Source organism: Marinobacter sp. M3C (genome assembly GCF_023311895.1).
Classification (GTDB): Bacteria; Pseudomonadota; Gammaproteobacteria; order Pseudomonadales; family Oleiphilaceae; genus Marinobacter.
The window spans coordinates 3,972,690-3,991,489 of the sequence record NZ_CP092284.1 but is presented as its reverse complement, the minus strand read 5'-3'; the positions used below and the strand labels follow the sequence as shown (position 1 = coordinate 3,991,489).

The following is an 18,800-nucleotide window of genomic DNA, read 5'->3' as shown; positions in this document are numbered from 1 at the left end:
GAAACGGCTCCACAAACGCAATGCGCGGATACCTACAAGCATCCGCGCATCGGTCACTCAGCTATAACAGCCATCAGAAACAGCCGTTAAAGCAAAATCACTCAATCCAGCCTTGCTCACGATAATAGCGTGCAGCGCCATCGTGCAGCGGCGCTGAAAGCCCCTGTGTCGCCATTTCTTTGGGGACCAGGTTTTCGAAGGCCGGGTGCAGACGCTTAAAACGATCGAAATTATCAAAAACGGCCTTGACTGTCTGGTAGATAACTTCGTCATCAGCCTTAGCGGTGGTTACGAAAGTCGCCGCCACACCGAAGGTTTCAACGTCTTTGTCATTGCCCTTGTAAAGGCCACCAGGGATCACCGATGCGGAATAGTACGGATACTCGGCGACGATGCCTTTAACATCGTCGTCGTTCAACGGGATAAGGCGAGCATCAACGGTTGTGGTCGCTTCCTGGATTGAGCCGTTGGGGTGCCCAACTACATAAACCATCGCATCGATGTTGTTATCGGCGAGCGCCGCGGCTTGCTCGGCGGCATCCAACTGCGACGCCAGGGAGAAGGTATCCATGGTCCAGCCTTTGGCGTCCATCACCACTTGCATGGTGTTGCGCTGGCCAGAACCGGGGTTGCCGATATTGACGCGCTTGCCTGCAAGGTCATCCAGGGTAGTAATGCCAGAATCGGCGCGGGCCAGCAGGGTCAAAGGCTCGCCATGAACCCGGAAAACGGCACGCAGGTCTGTGTAGGCATCACCTTCGAAGTTGCCGGTACCATTATAGGCCTGATACTGAACGTCGGACTGAGCCACACCCATATCCAGTTCGCCGGACTTGATGCCATTGATGTTGGCAACAGAACCACCGGTAGACGGCGCATTACACTTGATATTGGCATCTTCCAGACGGTTGACCAAACGACAGATCGACTGACCGACGACATAGTACACGCCGGTCTGGCCGCCGGTGCCGATGGTAATGAACTGTTCTTTGTCTTGGGCCATCGCCGGTGATGCAAACATGGCAGCACTCAGCAGGGTGCCGGTAAATACGGCAGAGAACGCATGGCGTTTCATAAACACACCTCAATAATTGTCATTATGGTCGGTAAAAAGCGAAAAAAATTACATATACGGAAAAACGCCTGCTTGATGAGGTCTGTTTCCCTTATTTCCCAGTTTAGCCGCGACTTACGTGAAGTAAAGCTTAATTTACAGACCCAAACGCCCCAAAGCCCAACTGTTTTGGGCCAGGTGCATGGCCTGTTTTACGTCATCGGCTGGAATATCACCCGGTTCACCCTTTTCAAGCGGGTCGTAGTGAAACACGTACAACCGCGAGGCGAACTCGGCCACCGGCAACGAGGCCTCACCGTAGAGCTCGCCGTGGCCCTGGGTCGAGGTGACAATTCCCTGACCCCAGTTTTGCCCGCTGTCGTTGTTGGGATTAAAGAAATAAACGCGCATAACCTCATCGGTGTCCAGCGCAAGCCGCTGGATAGTGATGGCGTGCCAGCCGAGAAAGCGTGTGGCGCTGTCGGTCACTGCAATACCGGCCGGCTGAGGATTAATAACCGGAATATTACCGTTGTAAAAGGGATGATAGGCGGCATAAAAATCTCGTATAAACCCTTCAAAGTCTTTCAAACCACCGGTAAATATGTCGACGACGATACGAAACCCGTGGCCCACATGATCACCGTGGAATGCGGAGTTAACCCATTTATGCGGATCTTCTCCACGCCCAGCGCTGCGACGACCCATTTCGAAGTAAATGCGGTCCAGATGCGGCACAGTCAGCAGTGAAACGGCATCTACATCCACCGGAGGCTCGCTGGCCAGCCCGGCGCCCAGATCCCGCGAAGAAATACTGTTGCCCTCAAAGCGCATCACCACCTCGTCGTCACGTGCCGCCCAGGCAAGAATTCGAAGCAGTTCCGCCGGCATGTTGTAAGCCCACATAGACAAGGCGCGCGTCGACTGACAAGTAGGATAGTTTCCCTGCCCCACCCCTAGCGGGCGCCCGAGCACATTGAGCACATCCGCAAGCAGAAAGCATTCCGGCGAACGGCTGCGCCCAAAGACCGCCACAATCTTCTCGGCTGCGACCTCGCACAGCGACAGTCGTATTTGGCGCCACAGAGACGGCGCCACCGGAGGCGAATAGAGGATGCCCCGCTCGAGCATCATGGCCAGGCCATAGGCACACTGGCTGGTCTCGGTGAACAAGGCCTCATCAATCAGGGTATGAATCAACGCCGGATAGCAGTGAAAGGCGTCGGCGCCCGTGTGGCTCAGGCCCAAAGCCGTGGGAATCAGGTCGTTCCAACGGCTACGCAGGTAACGTATAAACCCCGGCATATAGGGTGAAACCAGGCCGGTACTGTGCATGGCCTTGGCAAAGGCGATGGCCTCTCGCAGCAAGGTGGCATCGTCCATCTGTGTCAGGCGTTCAGCGTAAACATCTAAGCCGGGATCTTCGCGGCAGCCCTCGGTAGGGCTGAACACGGCATGGATCAGTTGCAGTGCGTCATCGCCGACGTTGCCACCGAGCGCATCCGGCTTTTGCAGACAGACGGCGATCTGCGTCACCATCTGTTTGACCCCATCTACCTGAACCGGCCGTTGCGCCAGAATCCGCCAGACTTCAGCCACCAGATCTTCCAGAAGATTCTCGTAGCCCAGATGCTGAAGCAGAAAGTGATACAGACCCTGAACGGCGAAGCCGATCCCGTCCGGCCGCAGCCGGTCGCTCTCCTGAAGATCGCTGACCACCAGATCCAGATTCATCGCCAATACCTGGGCAAGAAAATGCTGGGCGTGTTCTGCCGAAATCGAAGGGTGTACGTAGTGGCCTTTAGCCACCGCCAGAAGGCGAATCTGGCTCAGGCTTTCGACCAGGGTTACCACGGATTCGCCATGGCGAATCGTGCGCACGGCCAGTGAAGGCACCAACGTTTGTGGATAATCCCAATCGCTGCCGCCAAAGCACCCGGCCGCCTCAATCGCCGGCACGCGTTGGTAAAGAGCTTCCAGGCCTTCGTCCGTGAACATCAGGGCTCGTGCCGCTTCAATGACCTCCAAAACGGGCGACACGCCCTCAATCACATTGATTTCGGCCAAGCGGTTGATGGCCGCGTCGAGTGACTTCGCTAGCTCATCTAACGCGCCGTTATGCTGATTTTCGGGTGTATATGTGGCTCTGCTCATACTTTGCGATCCTCCGGTCAATGCCGGGACATGTCAACCTGACCCGGTTTCCACACGCACGTGCCTCGGGCGGAAAGACCACCATTCACTGCGTCGCCGGCTCGGCACGACTGACCCGCCAGATGATATTGCCCACGTCATCCGCCACTAAAAGCCCGCCCTGCTTGTCGATAACAACGCCAACCGGACGACCCTGAGCTTTGTCGGCGGCATTGATGAACCCGGTAAGTATATCGACCGGCTGACCATCCGGCTCACCACCGGCGAAGGGCACAAAGATGACTTTATAGCCGCTGCGGGGTTTGCGGTTCCAGGAGCCGTGCTGACCCACAAACATGCCGTTGTTGAATTGCTCAGGCAACGTGTTGCCATCGGCGGCCGTTAGCCCCAGTGAAGCGGTATGCGGCCCGAGCGCGTAATCGGGCTTGATGGCCCGGGCCACTTTTTCCGGATGCCGCGGCTTTACCCGCTCATCCACATTCTGGCCAAAATAGCTGAAGGGCCAACCGTAGAAACCACCATCCGCCACCGATGTCATGTAGTCCGGCACCAGATCACTGCCCAGCAGGTCACGCTCATTGACAGCAACCCAAAGCTCGCCGCTTTCCGCCTGCCAGGCCATCCCCACGGGATTGCGCAGGCCAGTGGCAAATTCGCGGTGCTGACCGGTTTCGGGGTCGATTTCCCAAATGGACGCGCGACCTTTCTCCTTTTCAAGACCGTTTTCGCCGATATTACTGTTAGAGCCCACACCGACGTAAAGCTTGCTGCCATCCGGGCTGGCAACCATGCTCTTGGTCCAGTGGTGGTTAATCTTTCCGGCTGGCAAATCGGTGACTTTGGTGCCTTCGGCGGTGATGCGTGTCTGGCCCGTCTCATAGGGAAAGCGCATGACGGCGTTCGTGTTGGCAACGTAGAAGTCGTTCCCGATCAGCGCCATACCAAACGGGGAGTGCAGGTCTTTCAGTAGCGTCGAACGTTCGTCGGCTACGCCGTCACCATCACTGTCCCGCAGCAGGGTAATCCGGTCGGCGCTGGGAACGGTGGCACCGGCACTCTCCATTATCAGCCCCTGGATCCAGGCGCGAATTCCCCCGCCACCGCCCGGTTTCGGCTGCGCATTGGTTTCAGCGACTAACACGTCACCATTCGGCAGAACATAGAGCCAACGAGGGTGTTCGAGGTTGTCTGCGAAGGCGACCACTTGGGTTCCCGCAACGGCGTCGGGTTTTCCGCCGGAAGGCCAGCCAGCGGCTTTGGCAATATTGACGGTGGGAATCAGGGATTCGCTCGGGCTGGGTAATATTGGATCAGGGCCTGTGCCTTCAGCAACGGAGAGTTGAGCGACATTCCCGCAGGCAGTAAGCGTGAGTGCCAGACCGATGGGCAATAACCAGTGACGCTGTTTCATACTAATAAGCTCCAAAACCAGAATAACCAAAGCGTAGGCCGATTTCGTTGCAATTGCTTTCTCTGCGCCACAAAACTTGCATTCAACGAGCCGTGCAGTATCAGCTTCTGTTAGAAAGTGGCGACGACTTAGAGGACAACTGCGATGGCAGGATGTTTATTACAATGCCGGTAATATCGAGTCATAGCCCCGGGTTATGGCCAATCAAATTTGCACTCATATCAATTGAGAAATTAGCGCTATGTAACCTGATGTTAATCTCATTCACATGTCGCAATTTTAACGCACTGCTGTCCTCTACCTGATATAACTTGGTAGCACATGGGAGCGAATCCATTGGCGGTTTTCACGGAAGAGCATTGTGGAAAAACCCTAAAGGCTGGCGAAATCCCGTTCCCTATTGGGGCTCACAATCTGTGTCAGGATTAGCCCATGACAGACACAACCAACAGCAAGCAGCCACACATAAGCCCGGTTCGACAGTGTCTTCAATTCGTGCACCGGGTTTTACGCAATTTTCTGCGCAATCATGGGGTATTGCTGGCGGGCGGGGTTGGCTATAACGTACTGCTGTCGGCAGTTCCGATGCTTGCCCTGCTGGCGGTATTGCTTACCCGCGTAGTGAACGAAGAGCAGTTGCTGGAAGTCATGGCGGTGCAGGCACAGCATTTTGCCCCGGCCAATGCCAGCCTGCTGCTCGATGCAGTCCGGGCTTTTATGGAGTCAAGGGATATCATCGGTATTGTCGGCGTGCCGGTGATGCTGTTCTTTAGCTCATTTGCTTTTCGTATGCTGGAAGACTCCATTGCCATTATTTTCCATCGGCCCGACAACCCCCGCCGCAGTTTCTGGGTGTCTGCCTTCCTGCCCTATGCTTTCATCTTGATTTTGGGCGCAGGTTTGCTGGCCCTAACCCTGCTGTTCAGCCTGATCAACGCATTTTACGAAGCTCCGGGGCTGATTCTGTACCTGATCAGTTTTGTTGGCGTATTTATTCTGTTCAGCGCCATTTACAAGGTTCTACCCATTGTGCGTATCTCTACCCGAAGGGCCATCGTGGGTGGTCTGGTTGCAGCCATTCTCTGGGAAGCGACCCGTTTGCTGTTGATGTACTACTTTCTCAATATATCCTTCGTTAATGTCATTTATGGCTCCTTGGCTACCATCATTGTGATACTGATCAGCCTGGAAATTGCTTCCATTATCCTGTTGCTCGGGGCCCAGGTGATCGCAGAGCTGGAACGGAGCGAGCGGCTGGGCCTGCGCTGGCATGTCTCCCCGGACTGAAACCGATGGAGTTCCTCGCCTTTCAGCTGGTATTTGCTTATGTCGGACGCACAAAAAAGGGAGGCACTAAGGCCTCCCAAGGACACACAATTATTTTCTATCAGGCAGAAGCAGTGGTGGTTGCCTTCTTGGCCGGGGTTTTAGTAGCAGTCGGCTTTCTGGTGTTAACCTTGTGCTTGGTAGACTGCGCTACGCTGGTCACATCATCAGCGGCGTCAGATACTGCGTCAGCGACCGTATCGGTGCCTTCAACCGCTTCTTTCTCAATTTTTGACAAGATATCGGCAGCAAAACTACCCATACGTAAATTCAGGCTGCGAAGCTGTTCAAACAGCTTTTCACTGTAACCGTAGTAGTGCTCGCGTAATGATTTAACAGTGTATTCGCGAGCGCCAGATTCCAATTTCTCGGCATAATCGAAAGGCTTGGCAGACAGCTTTTTCTGTTGCGCTTCTGCAGCATTAATACCTTTCTGGACAATTTCCTGAATCTGTTGCTGATATGTCTTGAGTTTACCCATTTTGAATCTCCTGATTGCTAATGATCGCTTTGATTGAAGAAGGGTTCACCAAGCGAGTTTGTCGACTAAAGTCCGTCGAACTTCGATCTCAAGATCTACAATACGGTGAAAAATTAGAGTGTTCATACTAGATCGCGAAAAAACCGGAAAAGAAAAACAGTTTATAAATCTGGATCGCGTTGAATCTAACACTACAGGCCGACTAAAAGCCCTGGCACGGAAAGGATCGGGAGCATACAAAGTGCGAAAGCAATCAAACGCCAATGAAGATTGCCATGCAGGGCCATGCCGCCCTTGAGGCCTATGGTCAGCATCAGCAAAAGGCTGAGAATATCGTAAACGGCTTTTGGGATCGTCAGGTCAGAGCGCAGGGCTCCCGCGATCAATCCAAGCAAGAAGAACATCACGATGGTGTCGGGCATGAATCAAACGTTCCGGTGAATCGGCATAGGGGAGATAGAATAACTGATCGATCCTGTGCCACACCAACCGGCAAACGCGGCCGCGCCCTGTTTGGAAACGGAGGTTTTATAGACACCGAAAATGCTGTCATCACTATTGCTGGCGGAATTTGTGTCGATAATTTTTACAGCCATTGAATTAACGAATTCGCAAGCTATTGGAAAACATATAGCAAGACATTATGGCGCCGTTATTGCTTAGGCTATTTGCGGGTCCAAATATGAATTGCGAGAGGTAAAAACAATGAACTATTTCGAACGAATCATTTCCGTTGCATCTATTTTTGCAATCACGTCGTTTGCCCATGGCGCGGCCATCACGACGCAACTGGAGGATTTTACTAACGGTGGCGGTTTTTTTGGTGAGGTAACGTTTGAGGACAACGGCACTGATACGGTCACGATTTCTGCGAACATTGCAGCCCCGATCAACGCAGGCCTCACCCAAGGCGATGTTCTGGCGCTCTGGTTCGACTTTGCGAACTTTGGTGCGCTTACAGGGTCGACAGCAACGTTCGGTGACGAAAACCCGTCTGGCATAGTGAATGGCTATTTTTTCAGCGAGAACGCAGTCAGTTCGAGCCTCGGGGGTAACGTAAACCTGAATGGGGGGTCGCCCACCCAGACCAATTGGGACTTTGCGGTACTAACTGGAACCAATGGTAGCGCGAATGGTTTTATACAGACTCTAAGCTTTGATCTGACGATTGTCGGTCTGGACCAGACCCAGTTCTCGAACCAGAGAGTGGGCATGCGCGTGCAAAGTATTGAAGGCGGAGCCTTTGATGGAGTGGGCTCATCAAAGCTGGTTGGCACAGGTACATCGGTGACAGTCCCTGAACCTGGAACGATTGCCTTGTTGGGCCTGGGTCTATTTGGGCTTGGAGTACAGCGGCGCAAGCATCAGATTTAAACCAGAGCGATTGATTCGCGTGCAAGGGAAAATGCGGCATGACCATTGCGCCAACATTTGGACAGCGCGACCGGTCGATTTCATGTTTCACAAACACGTTTGCGAACGCCTTGGTGGCTCAGGCACCTGGGTTTTCTAGGTGCCTGACTCTTTTGCTTTCTCGAAAGCCTCGGGATAACGCCGTTTTATTTTCGCCAGCCGGTATATGGTAATGAAGTTAACGACCAGTACCATAGCTTCCGCCAGCGTACCGCCCACCGAACCGATGGCAATATTGTTCAGCATCCAGGCAACCGCGGCGGCGGCCAGCATCAGCCGCATGGGAATACCCCTGAGCATGAACATGCCCAGGGTGCCGAAAATAGCCGCCGCAATGGCGAAAAAATCTACCGGGCTGCGCCAGGTCAGTAACGCAGCCACTAGATTTACAGCCAATACCACCAGCATCACCTGCCAGCTGCCCATATAGCGCCGCGCCAGCATAATGCGGCCGATCACCAGAAAGCTCAGGATCGCCGCCGTCCAACTACCAAACAGCGCAAACTGCAACGCAAAGGCCACATTCGCCGCAATCAACAGCATCATCAGCCGGTCATCGTGCTTGCTGGTAAAGCCAACAATGCAGAAGCCCAGCGCAATAAAGCTGACAATCTGGCCCGCCAGGGCTGTGTAACTCATTTCCTCGAACATCGTCAAAGTCTACGGCACAGGCACTATCGAGAAAAGCCAGCCAGATAGTCGACACAGATTTATTTTCCGGAGCACAGACTCAGTCCCGATTTCCCGTATTGCTGCACCGAATACCCATATACTAGTGTCACGTCTTTCAGTCCACCACTGCCAGCATGATTACTTATTTCAGAAAACATAATGACAGATAGAGCTGCACGCCCTCCCCCGGGGAACTGGCACGCATTAAAAGTTGGGCGATACGACTGATCTACTCCCGGCACGCTTTCTGGGGGCTGGGTATTGCGTCTTTTCTTGAATCCATTCTCATACCCATTCCGCTGGAGGTGGACGGATTCTGGTTCATTATAAGTGTCGGGGTTATTCCGATTCCGTTTCAAATTGCCATTCTCGCAGCTGGGGCCACGAGTTATTCCTTCTTCCTGTTTATGCTCGCGTCTGCTTTGTCCCGGGCAGTGAGATACTATGGTCTGGGAATGCTGGTTCTTATTGCCGGCAATCACGCGCAAGCCATCTTCGAGCGTCACAAAGTGTCTGCTGTCATAGTGGTTACAGCAGTGGTGCTTGTGATCTGGGCCGCCGTTTTATTGGGCGGGTGACAAAAATTCTGTCCCGGTTTTTCTGAGGAATACATGACACTGTTTGAAATCGTCGCCATCCTACTAAGCCTCTCCGCATTGTTCAGTTACATCAATGCTCGGTTTATCGGTTTACCAACGAGTATTGCCATAATGGCATTTTCGCTGGCGTTTTCGTTGGCTCTGGTCGGTATCAACCACCTGGGCGGCCAAGATCTGACCCACTGGGCAGAGCAGCTGATTGCGCAGGTTGACCTGGGTGAAACGTTGCTGAACGGCTTATTGAGTTTTTTGTTGTTTGCCGGTGCCCTGCACGTAAATCTTGACGATCTGGCCGACCAGAAATGGCTGGTGGCGCTGCTGGCGACTCTGGGTGTCGTGGTCACCACATTTTTAGTGGGATGTGCCATGTGGGTGGTGCTGGGTTGGCTCACTATTCCATTGCCGTTTATCTACTGTCTGCTCTTCGGCGCCGTGGTGGCGCCCACCGACCCTGTGGCGGTGTTGGCCATTCTTAAATCGGTGGACACACCGAAAGCCTTGTCCACCAAAATTGCGGGTGAGTCCCTATTCAATGATGGCGTTGCGGTGGTCATGTTTATCGCCATTCTAGGCATTGCACAGGGAGACAGAGAGGCTACATTTCAGGGCATTGGCCTGCTGTTTCTGGAGGAAGTGGTGGGTGGATTGGTGTTGGGCTTTATACTGGGATGGGCGGGGTATTACCTACTACGCCGGCTCGACAATTATCAGGTCGAAATTCTCGTAACCATTGCCCTGGTAGCAGGCGGCTACGCGCTCGCCAGCAGGTTGCATATGTCCGGCCCGTTAGCGGTGGTGGTCGCGGGACTGATGATCGGCAACCATGGTCGACGATATGCAATGTCCAAAAAAACCGAGCAGCAACTGGATACGTTCTGGGAATTGATCGATGAAGTGTTGAACGCGGTCCTGTTTTTGCTGATTGGTCTTGAAGTCCTGATTGTCACGTTTGAATTACCGGTGCTGTTGGCCGGACTTGCAGCGATTCCGCTGGTGCTTCTGGCGCGACTGGTGGCGGTGGGTGTTCCCGTGATGGCGTTAAAACCGTTCCAGGAACATACCTCCAGCTCCATTCTGGCGTTAACGTGGGGTGGCCTGAAGGGCGGCATCTCCGTTGCATTGGCATTGGCGCTACCCGCAGGGCCGGAGCGGGATCTGATTCTACCGATGGCCTACGTGGTGGTGGTGTTTTCCATTCTATTTCAAGGCTTGACGGTGAAGCGGTTTTTGGGGCGCGCGGTGGCTGAATAACCGGCCGTCCGTGCTGAAGTGACACTGTTGGTTTTTGACGGGCGATTGTCAGTTAATAGCGTAGTAAATCCTTAAATAAATCTGTTCCAATTTTTCTATTTTCCTGAAATCCTTACCAAGGACGCCAGAAAAGGCGAACAGCACTTCTGCCCCGGTTTTGTGGTCAGAGTGTTCGCTAGCGAACAGACCCCACACAGGTCACTTGCTCATCACACGAAGATAAAAATCGGGCGGATGTCGCGCCACCGACAGGAGAATGAAACGTGGTCAAATTTACGCTCAATAAACGATCGGTGGCGGTCGACGTTCCAGGCGATACCCCGCTGCTATGGGTTCTGCGCGACGAACTTGGCATGACTGGGACAAAGTTTGGCTGCGGCATTGCACAGTGTGGCGCTTGCACCGTTCACGTTTACGGCCAGGCTCGTCGATCCTGTGTTACACCGATTTCGTCGATTGAGGGTGCCGACGTCGTAACAATTGAAGGTTTGGCAGCCTCCGCCGGTATGGCCCAGGGCGAACTTCACCCGGTTCAGGCTGCCTGGATTGAAGCGCAGGCGCCCCAGTGTGGCTACTGTCAGTCTGGTCAGATCATGCAAGCGGCCGCGTTGCTTGCCGAAAGCCCGGAGCCGACAGACGAAGAAATCTCTGCAGGTATGGCGGGGAATCTGTGTCGCTGCATGGCGTACATCCGGATTCGCAAGGCGATCAAACTTGCCGCAGCACCCCAGAACGAAGGGAACACACAATGACCCAGCACTCGAATTTTTCAATGACGCGCCGCTGGTTCCTTGCCCTCGCAGGCGCCGGTGTTACCACCGGGGTTCTAAGCACTCTGGCCTTCGCACGCGCCCCGGTAGGGCAAGCCATGGGCGAAGGGTTCCAGCCGACGGTGTGGTATGCGATTGCAGCCGATGGCAAAATCACTATGCACATCCATATGGCGGAGATGGGTCAGCACGTTGGTACGGCGCTGTCCCGGATCATCGCTGAGGAACTTGAAGCAGACTGGGACGACGTCGAGTTTGTCCACGTGGATACGGACCCCAAGTGGGGTTACATGATCACGGGTGGCTCTTGGTCGGTGAACCACAACTTTTTTGCCTTCAGCCGCGCCGGCGCTGCCGGACGCATGGCCCTGATCGAAGCGGGAGCCCGTGAAATGGGCGTGCCTGCCGCGGAATGCATCGCACGCAAAAGTAAGGTAATCCACGGTAAACAATCGATCAGCTACGGTGAGCTTGTGGCCCGCGGCTCCGTCGACCGCCAGTTTAGCAAAGAAGAGCTAAAAGCGATCGAGCTGAAACCCGCGTCTGAACGGCGACTTTTGAACCGCGACACCGTCGCACGTGACGTGCCGGCAAAGGTCGACGGCAGCGCGATCTACGGCATCGATCGCACCATCGACGGCATGGTGTATGCCCGTCCGGTGATGCCGCCCGTCCGCTTTGGTAGCAGGGTCACAAACTGGGACGACACCGCCGCGAAAGCCGTTCCGGGATACATTCAGACGGTTGAAATCAACGATCCTACCAACACCTGCCAAGGCTGGCTGGTCGTAGTAGCGGAAAGCTGGACCGCCGCTTCGAAGGCTGTCGATTTGCTCAACGTCACTTGGGAAGGCGGCTCGGGCAAAGACACGAACGAGGCAGACCTGCTGGCCGAAGGCGAACGATTGGTAAACGACAACACCGCCGGGTCACTCTTCGTGCTCGAGGGCGAGCCCGATGCCGTGCTCGACACTGCCGAGAAAGTGCACGAGGGGCTTTACCAGACCCATACCGTGCTTCACATGCAGCTCGAACCCGGCAACGCGCTTGTCTGGCAGGATGGTGACACGTGGCGCGTGCACGCAGGGAATCAATGGCAGTCACTGACATTACCCCTTGTCGCTAAAGCATTGGAGATCGACCCGGCGAACCTCGTATTCGAGACGTCTTACCTCGGAGGCGGGTTCGGGCGACGTCTTTTTTGTGACTTCGTGGTCCCCGCGGCGCTGACGGCAAAAGCCATCGGCCGTCCGGTCAAAATGGTCATGGCCCGTCCCGACGACGCACAGTTCGACTGCCCTCGCTCTCCAACTGTGCAAAAAATCAGATCAGTCACGGATGAAAGCGGAGCGATGCGGGCTTACGACCACGCTTGTGCTGCAGGTTGGTCCACTGCACCGATCGCGCCCGCCTTCCTGGCTGACGGCATAAACGGAGGCAAGGTCGACCCATTCTCAATCAGCGGTGCGGATCACTGGTATACGGCCGAGACCATACGTGTTCGCACAGTGAAGAACGAGAAAGTGCACGAAACCTTTCTGCCTGGCAACCTACGCTCGGTCGCCCCGGGTTATACGCTTTGGGCTGTTGAAACGCACATGGACGAGGTCGCCAACAAACTTGGACAGGACCCGGCGGCTTTCCGGCGTTCTTTGCTGAATGCCTCAGGCCGCAACGCCGGTGAAGCTCCGCACGCCGTTGGCGGTGCTGCGCGTCTGCGCGAAGTGCTCGATCGTGTGGTTGAAAAGTCGGGATGGGCCAAGCGGGAGGACCTTCCAGAGGGTACCGGCATGGGCATCGCTATTACCGCCGGCCAAGAACGTGCAATGCCCACCTGGATCGCCACCGTCGCGCAAGTTCGCGTTGACCGCGACACCGGCGAGGTAACGTTGCAGCATCTCTGGGCCAGTATTGATGCGGGCACGTTGGCGCATCCGGATGGAGCGCTTGCCCAGGCAGAGGGTGCACTTCTGTGGGGGGCTTCTATGGCAATTCACGAAGGCACTGAAATCGAAAACGGCCTGCCACGCGATCAAAATCTTGATACCTACACACCGATGCGCATGCATCAGGTTCCCGAACTCCATATCGACTTCGTGACGAACGACTACATGCCGGTCGGCCTTGGCGAGCCGGGCGTCATCGGCGTGGCGCCTGCCATTGGCAATGCAATATTTCATGCAACGGGAGCCCGCTTACGGTCTATCCCGATGCGTCCGCAAGACGTTCTCAAAGCGTTGGAGTCCTGACATGCGCGTGACAAGCCTGATAATCGCGGCCGTCGTTCTGGCCACACCGGTCGCGGCAGAGGAATTACGCGGTCCCGGTGAGTTCGAAAACATTGAAGACCCGTCTGAACGCTCGCAAGCTTTGTTCAATGAAATGGCGAAGGTCATCACCCACCCCCGCTGCATGAACTGCCATCCCGTCGGAAATCTTCCGATGCAGGGTGATGAGATGCGGCCTCACAACCCACCCGTTGTGCGTTGGAATGAGGCTGGCTTTGGCCCTCCAGGGCTGCACTGCTCATCCTGCCACGGTGCTGAGAACGTCGATTTTGTCGGCGGCGAAGGGAGCATTCCTGGCCATCAGCCGTGGCATCTGCCTCCTGTCAGCATGGGTTGGATTGGGCTCAGCGTCGGCGAGATCTGCACTCAGCTGAAGGATCCGGAACGCAACGGTAACCGGACGCTTGCAGAGATCCAGGAACACAATGCCTCCGACGGCCTTGTTGGTTGGGCGTGGAACCCGGGTAAAGGACGCACCCCAGCTCCCGGCACGCAGGAAATTTTTGGCGAATTGACAAAATTTTGGATCGCAACTGGAGCCGCCTGTCCGAAGTGAATGTCGGCGGCAACCTTGTTGTGTTCCAGTTATTCCTTGAAGTGATCCTTCAGGAAGTTTGCCGCCTCAGTTATTGCCGCCGTCGTCGCAGGCGTCTGCGCGTAGGCGTTGAGCATCACAAAATCATGCGTCGTGAAATTGTAACGCGTGCTCTGCGTCTTCACTCCGGCCAACGTCAACTTAGACGCAAAGGCCTCACCCTCATCGCGCAACACGTCGTTGGCGTCGGTGATGACAAGCGCTGGCGGCAGGCCTGCAAGTTCTTCCGCACCGTAGTTCAGCGGCGAAACCGAGGGATCGCCGATGTCAGTATCCTCTTCCAGGTAGGCCTCCCAGAACCACGCCATGCTGGCTTTGGTGAGCCAAGGCCCCTCTGCGAACAACTCGTACGAGTGACTAGTCAGGTCTGCGGTGGTGACCGGGTAGAACAGGACCATTGAGTCGAGCGCCAGACCATCGACTTTGGCGCGCACGGCGCTTACGGCTACCATCTGACCGCCGACCGAGTCGCCTGCGATGGCCAGTTGATTGGCATCAATGCCGAACTCGGCGGCGTTCTCTGAAACGTACTTCAACACGGCATAGACCTCATCCAGCTGAACGGGATGCTTCTGCTCGGGTGCGGGGCTGTATTCCACAAAAACCATCGCGGCATTCGCCTGTGCCGCCAGATCACGCATCAATCTTTCATGGGTGGCAAAGTTGCCGAGCACCCAACCGCCGCCGTGGAAATAAACAACGCCCGGCAGTGACTTGCCTTTATTGCCCGCAGGGCGGACGGTATAGACCTTCACCTCACCGGTGGGACCAACCTTGAGGATCATCTCCTTCACGTCCGCGTCGGGCATGGTGGTGTTGCCCTTGGCCTGGGTATCGATCAAGACCTGACGCGCCTTCTCATAGGGCAGCTGGTTAATTGGCGTCGACCCTTTCAGGCTATCGATGAACTGCTGTGTGGTCTGCTCCAGCACGACAGCAGGAAGATCGGCATTCGGTGCCGTAGTGCCCTGCGAGAAAGCGAAAGTTGGCATGGCAGCAATGACTACGCTGGTTGTGAGGGTGCGAAGGATGGTCATATAAGCCTCTTTTCAATATGAAGTTAACATTTAACGCTCGGGCCCATATCAGATTAATAGGGCGATGCGTCCAGCCAAACTTCGTGTGCTTGAGCAGATGTTATGCCCCTCGACAACAAAGCTGTTAAGGACAAAGGCAACTATGATCTGACCTACGTTTGTCTGTCTGTTCGTTAGCGCACGCACCGTGCCATCCTATGAGGTCGACTGCGAAACTCCATGCTGAAGGAAAAAGGGGATGATTGTTTGCCAGAGATGACTCCTACTCTTCGTAGACCATCTCGCGCACCATGCCGCCATCCACCACGATGTTTGGTCCGGTGATAAACCCCGCTTGGGGAGACATCAGATAATGCACCATTGCCGCGATGTCGTCGGGTTTACCGGCCCGGCCTTGGTGGCAGCACATCCAGTCGTTTCTGCCATTCCGCCAACGTCAGCCCCGCTTCAGCAGATACGCCACAGTGCCTCTGCCTATGCCATGGGTTCCACCGGTCATCAGGGCAACATTGCGATCATCAAACATCGACCAGACTCCTTCAGAAACATGAACGGAATGCAGTGGCAGGGAAAACAGCTGACAGGAAGCGTCGCAGGAGAATACGTGGGTACTGCGGGAGAGAAAGTCTAAATTACGCGTAATCGGGATAAAGCAGAAGTCTAGGAGTTAGATACCGTCTTGAAGCGCAGGTTGTTGCATCGGTATCCGAATGGCGTGCTGGAACAGACTACCCCGTAAATGAATGTCGTTATTTACCTTTTAAAAGCGGCCTTGAAGTTTCTGCTTCAAGGTGCCCGAGATTATCAAAGACCTTAAACGCCACGCCTTTGCTGTCCGTGATCGAAGCTAAACGACGTTCGTCATGATCTGCGTACCAACCAGAGGAGTTCTGGGCCCAAACTCCTTTTCCCCCGCACAATAGCAGGGTTCACAGCAACTCATAACGCTGCCAGTACAGGCCGGAACACGCAATGCGAAAGGCCAGCCCAGAAGCGGCGGTTATGCCTGGCCTGGTTATACTTTTAATCTCAGGAAATAAATCTGTCCCGGTTTTCCAGGTACTGGGCAAACGATTGACTGACTCTATCGATCCGATAATTTCTCAGCGTTGGCGTTTTCTTGACTCATTCAAGCCAATCGCCAATGATCATATTCGTGGCAAATAAAAAATTTCGACCGTCAACCAGGAACTACGGGCGCACGGGCGGCGCTTTACGTCTGCATGATGCGCCTTGCTTGTCTAAGCGACACACGTAGCTCCGGGGAAAGTACGACGGCTTGAGGCCGCTTACTGTGTGCGTGCTGGCGCGGTCAAGCGCGAGCAGCAACCGCAACTCGACGACGCTGGCATACGGTAGCAAGGCAGTCGTCAATTATAAAAGGAAGCTTAGTATGAGCGAAGAAATCAAAATCGGAGGCAAGTGCCCCTTCGCCGGTAATACGGTGGGCGGCGCTGCAGGTTCCGAGCCGACCCTGCCGAACTGGTGGCCCAACCGTCTGCAGGTTGAACTGCTTCACGAGAACCCGCGCGAAGCCAATCCCCAGGGCAAGGACTTCAACTACGCCGACGCCTTCAACAAGCTGGATCTGGCCGAGCTAAAGAAGGATATCAAAAAACTGTTGACGTCGTCGGTGGACTGGTGGCCGTCCGATTACGGCAACTATGGCCCGCAGATGATCCGCATGGCCTGGCATTCCGCCGGTACGTATCGCATCGCGGACGGCCGTGGCGGTGCCGGCGAAGCCATGCAGCGTTTCGCGCCGATCAACAGCTGGTGGGACAACGGCAACGTCGACAAGTCCCGTCGTCTGCTTTGGCCCATCAAGCAGACGTATGGTGAGTCCATCTCCTGGGCGGATCTGATCGTGCTCACGGGCAACTGCTCGCTGGAAATCATGGGGTTCCCGACTTTCGGCTTTGCCGGCGGTCGCATTGACGCATGGGAGCCGGACACCTTGACCTATTGGGGCCCGGAGGGTTGGTTCGGCAAGAAACCGGAGGATGCCCCGCACGGCCCGCTGGAAGGTCATCCGGACCAGATGGTCAACCGTGACCTGCGCTGGACCGGTGAAGCCGGCGACGAGGATTACGATCTGGAAGCGCCGCTGGCCGCTTCAAATCAGGCCCTGATCTACGTCGATCCAGAAGGATCGGCCAAGAAGGGTATTCCGGAAGATTCGGCAGTCGATATCCGCATCACGTTTGGCCGCATGGCCATGAATGACGAAGAAACCGTAGCCCTTATCGCCGGTGGCCATGCCTTCGGCAAATCGCACGGCATGACGCCGCCGGATCAGATCGGTGCCGCGCCGGAAGGGGCGCCCATGGAAGCGCAGGGCCTGGGTTGGCACAATCCGCGTGGCAAGGGCAAAGCCGAAGATACGATGACTAATGGTATCGAGGGCTCCTGGACCCCGAACCCAACGGTCTGGGATAACGATTATCTCGAATCGTTGTTCAAGTTCGAGTGGGAACAAACCCGCAGCCCGGCAGGCTCCTTGCAGTGGACGCCGGTGAACACTGACGCCCCGCGTACGCCCGACGCGCATCTGAAGGGCGTCGATCACCCGTTGATGATGATGACCTCCGACATCGCGCTGAAGGTCGACCCGTCTTATCGCAAGATTTGCGAGAAGTTCCTCGAGGACTTCGATTACTTCACTGACGCGTTCTCGCGTGCATGGTACAAGCTCACGCACCGTGACATGGGCCCGAAGTCGCGTTATCTCGGCCCGGAAGTACCCAAGGAAAATCTGATCTGGCAGGACCCGATCCCGGTTGTGGATTTCGATCTGGTCGACGACAACGATATTGCCTCATTGAAGGACAGGATTCTGGACACTGGCCTGAGCGTCTCCGAGCTGATCGGTGTGGCCTGGGGCGCCGCCTCAACATTCCGCACCTCCGACAAGCGCGGTGGTGCCGACGGCGCCCGCATCCGCCTTGCACCCCAGAAGGACTGGCCGGTTAACAACCCGGGGGAAGTGGATAAGGTCGTCAACACGCTGGAAGGCATCAAGCGCGACTTCGACGCTGCCCAGTCGGGCAACAAGAAGGTCGCGCTAGCCGATCTGATCGTGCTCGCCGGCTGCGCCGGTGTCGAGAAGTCGGCAAAGGACGCCGGTATCAACGTGACGGTGCCCTTCACACCGGGTCGTAACGACGCAACGGTTGAACAGACCGATGAGCAGACCTTTCGCTGGCTAGAGCCGGTCTCAGACGGTTTCCGTAATTTCCATCGACACGACGTCAACTACAACGTCTCGCCGGAGCGGATCTTCCTTGATCGTGCTGCCTTGCTGGGTCTGAGCGCGCCGGAGTGGGCGGCTCTCACCGGTGGTCTGCGCGTGCTGGACATCAACTCGGACGGTCATTACAAGCAACACGGCGTGTTCACGCACAAGCCGGGTGTGCTAACCAACGACTTCTTCGTGAACTTGACAAGCCCGGAGTTTGAGTGGAAAAAAGTCGACGAGGAAGGCATGGAATTCACGCTGGATGATCGCAAGAGCGGCGACACGAAATTCAAGGCCACACGCTGTGACCTGATCTTCGGTGCCAACGCGCAGTTGCGTCAGCTGGCCGAGTTCTACGCGCAGAAAGGCGGCCACGAGAAGCTGGTCAAAGACTTTGTTGCTGCCTGGAACAAAGTGATGATGCACGACCGCTTCGACGTCGCTGGCTGATAGACGGCAACCGGTCCGGAGGTCCCGTCGGGCTCCGGACCGGTTTGCTTCGCTTTTACAA

The 18,800-nt window shown here is 55.5% G+C and carries 15 protein-coding genes and 1 pseudogene; 8 read left to right on the top strand and 8 right to left on the bottom strand.

From position 1 onward, the window contains the following. Positions 1 to 97: 97 nt before the first annotated feature. The 3 genes from MIH18_RS18750 to MIH18_RS18740 form a co-directional block, all read right to left on the bottom strand. Positions 98 to 1,075: a TAXI family TRAP transporter solute-binding subunit gene (locus tag MIH18_RS18750; RefSeq protein WP_249005795.1), complete on the bottom strand. Its 978-nt coding sequence runs from the start codon at positions 1,073 to 1,075 to the stop codon at positions 98 to 100. A 135-nt stretch (positions 1,076 to 1,210) separates the two neighbouring features. After that, positions 1,211 to 3,208 carry a hypothetical protein gene (locus MIH18_RS18745; RefSeq protein ID WP_249005796.1) on the bottom strand — a complete coding sequence of 666 codons (1,998 nt, stop codon included), beginning with the start codon at positions 3,206 to 3,208 and terminating at the stop codon, positions 1,211 to 1,213. A gap of 85 nt (positions 3,209 to 3,293) precedes the next feature. After that, a complete protein-coding gene (locus MIH18_RS18740; RefSeq protein ID WP_249005797.1) occupies positions 3,294 to 4,619 on the bottom strand; it encodes a sorbosone dehydrogenase family protein in 1,326 nt (441 codons plus the stop codon). Between the two features lie 432 nt (positions 4,620 to 5,051). Between MIH18_RS18740 and MIH18_RS18735 the strand changes: the two genes are divergently transcribed. Beyond that, the gene (locus MIH18_RS18735) at positions 5,052 to 5,906 is read left to right on the top strand and encodes a YihY/virulence factor BrkB family protein (RefSeq protein ID WP_249005798.1); all 855 of its coding nucleotides are present in this window, start codon (positions 5,052 to 5,054) and stop codon (positions 5,904 to 5,906) included. A 100-nt stretch (positions 5,907 to 6,006) separates the two neighbouring features. Here the strand turns inward: MIH18_RS18735 and MIH18_RS18730 are convergent, their stop codons facing one another. Beyond that, positions 6,007 to 6,426 carry a hypothetical protein gene (locus MIH18_RS18730; protein WP_249005799.1) on the bottom strand — a complete coding sequence of 140 codons (420 nt, stop codon included), beginning with the start codon at positions 6,424 to 6,426 and terminating at the stop codon, positions 6,007 to 6,009. A 191-nt stretch (positions 6,427 to 6,617) separates the two neighbouring features. After that, positions 6,618 to 6,848: a sodium-dependent bicarbonate transport family permease gene (locus MIH18_RS18725; RefSeq protein ID WP_249005800.1), complete on the bottom strand. Its 231-nt coding sequence runs from the start codon at positions 6,846 to 6,848 to the stop codon at positions 6,618 to 6,620. A gap of 283 nt (positions 6,849 to 7,131) precedes the next feature. Here MIH18_RS18725 and MIH18_RS18720 point away from each other — a divergent pair, with 283 nt between their 5' ends. Continuing rightward, complete coding sequence (locus MIH18_RS18720; RefSeq protein ID WP_249005801.1) at positions 7,132 to 7,800, top strand: PEP-CTERM sorting domain-containing protein; 669 nt, start codon at positions 7,132 to 7,134, stop codon at positions 7,798 to 7,800. A gap of 135 nt (positions 7,801 to 7,935) precedes the next feature. Here the strand turns inward: MIH18_RS18720 and MIH18_RS18715 are convergent, their stop codons facing one another. Further along, complete coding sequence (locus MIH18_RS18715) at positions 7,936 to 8,490, bottom strand: YgjV family protein (protein ID WP_249005802.1); 555 nt, start codon at positions 8,488 to 8,490, stop codon at positions 7,936 to 7,938. A 632-nt stretch (positions 8,491 to 9,122) separates the two neighbouring features. Between MIH18_RS18715 and MIH18_RS18710 the strand changes: the two genes are divergently transcribed. The 4 genes from MIH18_RS18710 (at position 9,123) to MIH18_RS18695 (ending at position 13,975) form a co-directional block, all read left to right on the top strand. Then, positions 9,123 to 10,361 carry a sodium:proton antiporter gene (locus tag MIH18_RS18710; protein WP_249005803.1) on the top strand — a complete coding sequence of 413 codons (1,239 nt, stop codon included), beginning with the start codon at positions 9,123 to 9,125 and terminating at the stop codon, positions 10,359 to 10,361. Between the two features lie 263 nt (positions 10,362 to 10,624). After that, positions 10,625 to 11,113, top strand: a complete 489-nt coding sequence (locus tag MIH18_RS18705) for a (2Fe-2S)-binding protein (RefSeq protein WP_249005804.1) — start codon at positions 10,625 to 10,627, stop codon at positions 11,111 to 11,113. Beyond that, positions 11,110 to 13,380, top strand: coding sequence for a molybdopterin cofactor-binding domain-containing protein (locus MIH18_RS18700; protein WP_249013238.1), 2,271 nt, complete (start codon positions 11,110 to 11,112; stop codon positions 13,378 to 13,380). Before MIH18_RS18705 ends, MIH18_RS18700 begins: the two co-directional genes overlap by 4 nt. Before the next feature lies 1 nt (position 13,381). Continuing rightward, positions 13,382 to 13,975 carry an Isoquinoline 1-oxidoreductase subunit gene (locus tag MIH18_RS18695; RefSeq protein ID WP_249005806.1) on the top strand — a complete coding sequence of 198 codons (594 nt, stop codon included), beginning with the start codon at positions 13,382 to 13,384 and terminating at the stop codon, positions 13,973 to 13,975. 29 nt (positions 13,976 to 14,004) lie between these two features. On the opposite strand, the gene MIH18_RS18690 is transcribed toward MIH18_RS18695, so the two are convergent. Beyond that, positions 14,005 to 15,051 (bottom strand): alpha/beta hydrolase, encoded by a 1,047-nt coding sequence (locus tag MIH18_RS18690; protein WP_249005807.1) that lies wholly within the window; start codon positions 15,049 to 15,051, stop codon positions 14,005 to 14,007. A gap of 262 nt (positions 15,052 to 15,313) precedes the next feature. Continuing rightward, positions 15,314 to 15,445 (bottom strand): annotated as a pseudogene (locus MIH18_RS18685) (SDR family oxidoreductase); the annotation flags it as partial. Between the two features lie 578 nt (positions 15,446 to 16,023). On the opposite strand from MIH18_RS18685, the gene MIH18_RS18680 reads away from it, so the two are divergent. Together MIH18_RS18680 and katG are read left to right on the top strand one after the other, a co-directional pair. Then, on the top strand, positions 16,024 to 16,218 hold the full coding sequence (locus MIH18_RS18680; protein ID WP_249005808.1) for a hypothetical protein: 195 nt from the start codon (positions 16,024 to 16,026) through the stop codon (positions 16,216 to 16,218). A gap of 226 nt (positions 16,219 to 16,444) precedes the next feature. Next, a complete protein-coding gene (gene katG, locus MIH18_RS18675; protein ID WP_249005809.1) occupies positions 16,445 to 18,739 on the top strand; it encodes a catalase/peroxidase HPI in 2,295 nt (764 codons plus the stop codon). Positions 18,740 to 18,800 lie beyond the last annotated feature (61 nt).